This is a genomic window from Methylophaga sp. UBA2689, assembly GCA_002354555.1.
Lineage (GTDB): Bacteria > Pseudomonadota > Gammaproteobacteria > Nitrosococcales > Methylophagaceae > Methylophaga.
This window is the reverse complement of the sequence record DELT01000006.1, coordinates 1-3,719: the sequence shown is the minus strand read 5'-3', so window position 1 is coordinate 3,719 and position 3,719 is coordinate 1. Positions and strand designations below refer to the sequence as shown.

Here is a 3,719-nt window from a genome sequence, read left to right as displayed (position 1 = left end):
GGTTTATTAAATGCAATTAGTCTGGTCATGGTTATATCAACGCCATAGATCATGTAAAATGCCACTTTTAACTTCAGGAGCCGTGCATGGCATATCAACACATTAGTGTACCGGAACAGGGTGCAGCCATCGGCGTGAATGCCGATTATTCATTGAATGTACCTAATCAACCGATTATCCCTTTTATCGAAGGTGATGGCATCGGTATCGATATCACACCGGCCATGATTGATGTGATTGATGCGGCAGTGAACAAAGCCTACAACGGCGAACGCAAAATTTCCTGGATGGAAGTCTACGCTGGCGAAAAAGCCACACAGCTTTATGGCGCAGAAACCTATCTGCCAGAAGAAACCATTGAGGCGTTGAGAGAATATTCAGTATCGATAAAAGGTCCGTTAATGACCCCAGTGGGGGGCGGGATTCGCTCTTTGAATGTGGCACTACGCCAGACACTTGATTTATATGTCTGTCAGCGCCCAGTTCGTTATTACCCAGGAACACCAAGCCCAGTTAAGGCCCCCGAAAATATCGATATGGTTATCTTCCGTGAAAACTCAGAAGATATTTATGCCGGTATCGAGTGGGCTGCCGGCACACCGGAAGTACAGAAGGTCATCGACTTTCTTCAAAAAGATATGGGTGTCAGCAAAATTCGTTTTCCTGAAACCTCGGGTATCGGCATCAAGCCGGTTTCCAAAGAGGGAACAGAACGTCTGGTTCGTAAAGCCATTCAATATGTTATCGACAATGACCGTGATTCATTGACCCTGGTACACAAGGGCAACATCATGAAGTTCACCGAAGGGGCTTTCAAACAATGGGGTTATGACCTTATTGAAAAAGAATTTGGTGCCACCCCGCTGGATGGTGGGCCCTGGAAAACCTTTAATAATCCAAATACCGGTAAAAAAATCGTTATCAAAGACTCGATAGCCGATGCGTTTTTACAGGAAATTTTATTGCACCCTAAAGATTATGATGTGGTTGCTACATTGAATCTGAATGGTGATTATATTTCTGATGCCCTTGCTGCACAGGTTGGGGGAATTGGCATTTCACCGGGTGCAAATTTAGCGGATGCCGTTGCGATGTTCGAAGCAACACATGGCACAGCACCGGCTCTGGCTGGAAAAAATAATGCGAATCCGTCATCATTAATCCTATCGGCCGAAATGCTTTTACGACATTTAGGTTGGGGTGAAGCGGCAGATCTGGTCGTTTCCGGCGTCTCAGGCGCCATTTCTAATGCGCGTGTCACCGGTGATTTAGCTCAGGCTATTGGCGTCGATGCGTTGAGTTGTAGTGATTATGCTGCAGCTGTTATTCAAAACATGTAAGGAGTTTCCATGAAAGTTGCAGACAACAAAGTAGTCGTGATTGACTACACGCTCACCGACAACAGCGGCACAGTCATTGATAGCAGTGAAGGTGCCGGCCCGCTGGCGTATCTGCATGGTGCAGGCAATATTATCCCTGGTTTGGAAGATGCCCTGGCGGGCAAAGAAACTGGTGATAAAGTCCAAGCCAGTATCGAACCAGCAAATGCTTATGGCGAACGCCATGATGCGTTAAAACAGGATGTACCTGCTGAATTATTCAGTGGTGTAGAAAAAGTTGAAGTTGGTATGCAATTTCAGTCAGAAACCGAGCAAGGTCCGGTTTTGGTCACTGTCGTTGCAATTAACGATGAAACAGTTACCGTTGATGGTAATCACCCTCTGGCTGGCGTACATTTGAACTTTGACGTTGAAATCCGTGAAGTTCGTGAACCAAGTGCAGAAGAACTTGAACATGGACATGTTCATGGTGAAGGCGGTCACCAGCACTAAAAACTAAAATTTATATTTAGTCTCAAAGGCGGGCATTGTGCCCGTCTTTTTGTTTCAGACGTAGAATTTCATGCAAACTATAGAACAACTAAAACAACAATTTGCTATTGCTGATCGCCTGGATTTTTCTATGGGGCCTTCAGAATGTGTGATGATAAATATCAACACACCTCATGCCAAGGCACTTATAACAACTCAGGGTGCGCAGGTGTTATCTTACCGCTCTGCAAATGCATTACATGATTTATTGTTTTTGAGTCGATTGAGCCGTTATGGGGATCGGCGGGCCATTCGTGGTGGTGTCCCCATCTGTTGGCCATGGTTTGGTGTTGATCCTAGTGGTAAAGGACGTCCTGCTCATGGTTTTGCACGTAACCGGGATTGGGATCTGATTGATGTTCAACAGACTGAAAATGATGGCATTAAATTGACTCTGTCATTAGCGCCTGATCCAAGGGATGAACCGCTTTGGCATTGTGCTTATAGTTTAAAAATGGTGATTGAGATTGGTGAACAGCTAACGTTGTCCTTAACCACGGAAAACCTTGATAAAGAAAGTTTTGTTATCTCACAGGCATTGCATACTTATTTTGCAGTGGGAAATATCGAAAAAACACAGGTGAGGGGGTTGAGCAATCATCATTATCTCGACAAGGTAGAAAATTTCCGTGAGAAACTTCAGGCCGGTGAAATCGTTTTTAACGGCGAAACAGACAGGGTATATCTTAATAGTCCTGACAAACTGTTTATTGAGGATACTGACTGGGCACGACGCATTGTGGTGGAAAGTTCTGGTTCAAATACCACAATCGTATGGAATCCGTGGGATAAAGTGTCGACATTAAAAGATATGACTGATGATTCGTATCAGTACTTTGTCTGTGTTGAGACGGCCAATGCCGCCAATAACAGTATCAGTTTAGCACCAGGTGAGACCCATACGATTTCAGCTGGATACAGGATCATGCCATTGGGGTAGAAAGCGAGACTCTATGGTCAGCTATAAACGATATAGAGTTTGCTTAAGCCCAGCGCTGACGTAATTCTTCGCGATTTAAAGCCAGCCATTGGATAGCGATAATCGGAATCGCCGAGATGATTTTACCTGCTTCCAATAAGGCATAGACTTCATCGAATGATAATACACTGACTGAGATATCCTCATCTTCCTCATCCAGGCCATGTAAACCACCGATATGGGTGCTATCAATGCGTCCACAAAACAGGTGTAGCAGTTCGGATGTGCCACCGGGAGAGGTAAAAAACTCATTTATTTTGATCATTTCCAGTATTTCACATCCAGACTCCTCAACAGCTTCGCGATAGGCCACGGATTCTGGTGTCTGACCTGGTTCAATTGCACCAGCCACGATTTCCAGTAGCCAAACCCGTTCATCATTTAGTTGTAAGGCGCCAGGACGAAATTGTTCGATAATAACTAATGCATCTTTTTGTGGATCATAGAGTAATACCGCAACACAGCTTCCACGATGAAAGACTTCTCGGGTTATCGGTGCACTCCAGCCACCTTTGTATAGTGTATGTTTTAAAGAGACAACTTTTAAACTAAAAAAACCGCTATAAGCGGTTGTTTCTTCAATGATTTCAAACTGTTTTTTGCTCATCAGTTTTCCTTACATATCAGGAGTGTTATTCGACAGGGGTAAATGCTGATTTTGATATACCCTCTACACGACGCAATACCGCAGTAAATTTAGTGCCATCTTTTTCAATGTGCTCCAGTTTGACTGGTAAATAATTCAGCTCAGGTGCACACCACAAAGTGGTTTCCCGATCCTTGTCGCTGTCTCTATCACGTTGTCTTTTAAATTTAACAGTGTTTATGCTGCCAAGTGGAGTAGTTATCGTTTCCTGCTCAAGTCTTTT

General features: G+C 44.2%; 5 protein-coding genes. 3 read left to right on the top strand and 2 right to left on the bottom strand.

Annotation, left to right across the window (positions count from 1 at the left end; translation table 11 throughout):
• Positions 1-86 precede the first annotated feature (86 nt).
• The 3 genes from icd (at position 87) to B3M51_RS00330 (ending at position 2,811) form a co-directional block, all read left to right on the top strand.
• Positions 87-1,340, top strand: a complete 1,254-nt coding sequence (gene icd / locus B3M51_RS00340) for an NADP-dependent isocitrate dehydrogenase (protein WP_292756064.1) — start codon at positions 87-89, stop codon at positions 1,338-1,340.
• Between the two features lie 9 nt (positions 1,341-1,349).
• Entirely contained in the window at positions 1,350-1,832 is a 483-nt protein-coding gene (locus B3M51_RS00335; protein ID WP_014707250.1) for an FKBP-type peptidyl-prolyl cis-trans isomerase, read from the top strand.
• A gap of 70 nt (positions 1,833-1,902) precedes the next feature.
• Entirely contained in the window at positions 1,903-2,811 is a 909-nt protein-coding gene (locus B3M51_RS00330) for a D-hexose-6-phosphate mutarotase (RefSeq protein ID WP_292482026.1), read from the top strand.
• Positions 2,812-2,854: 43 nt separating this feature from the next.
• Here the strand turns inward: B3M51_RS00330 and B3M51_RS00325 are convergent, their stop codons facing one another.
• Positions 2,855-3,457 (bottom strand): NUDIX domain-containing protein, encoded by a 603-nt coding sequence (locus B3M51_RS00325; protein WP_292482024.1) that lies wholly within the window; start codon positions 3,455-3,457, stop codon positions 2,855-2,857.
• A gap of 25 nt (positions 3,458-3,482) precedes the next feature.
• The coding region (locus B3M51_RS00320) for a DUF3108 domain-containing protein (RefSeq protein WP_292756062.1) at positions 3,483-3,719 on the bottom strand (237 nt) is incomplete at its 5' end.